The 270-nt window shown below is 39.6% G+C and carries 1 protein-coding gene; it reads right to left on the bottom strand.

Annotated elements, in window-relative coordinates; translation table 11 throughout:
• On the bottom strand, positions 1-270 hold a 270-nt coding region (locus AX662_RS10745; protein WP_197414665.1), incomplete at both ends, for a hypothetical protein.

Below are 270 nucleotides of genomic sequence, written 5' to 3'. Positions count from 1 at the left end.
TTGGTTTTTCAACTTTCTTAGTTGTTGGGTTGTAGTAGTTAACTACTTGAGCCGCAGTGTTTTCGATATCTACTCCGCCTTTAACATCAGCTTTCACTGTTGTTGGAATGTCGAACTTGTAGTAACGTCCGAAGGCGAATTTAGTTGTGTCAATAACTTGAGTGTTTTCTGCATCGCCAAGTGACTTAGTGAAGCCATCTTTAAGTGTTGCAGTGATCACACCGTTGTTAACAGTGATATCGAATTTAGCTGTAACATCATCACCTGTTA

Source organism: Streptococcus sp. CCH5-D3, assembly GCF_001556435.1.
GTDB lineage: Bacteria > Bacillota > Bacilli > Lactobacillales > Streptococcaceae > Streptococcus.
Note: the sequence above shows the minus strand (reverse complement) of the source record. Positions and strands in the feature narration are given on the sequence as shown.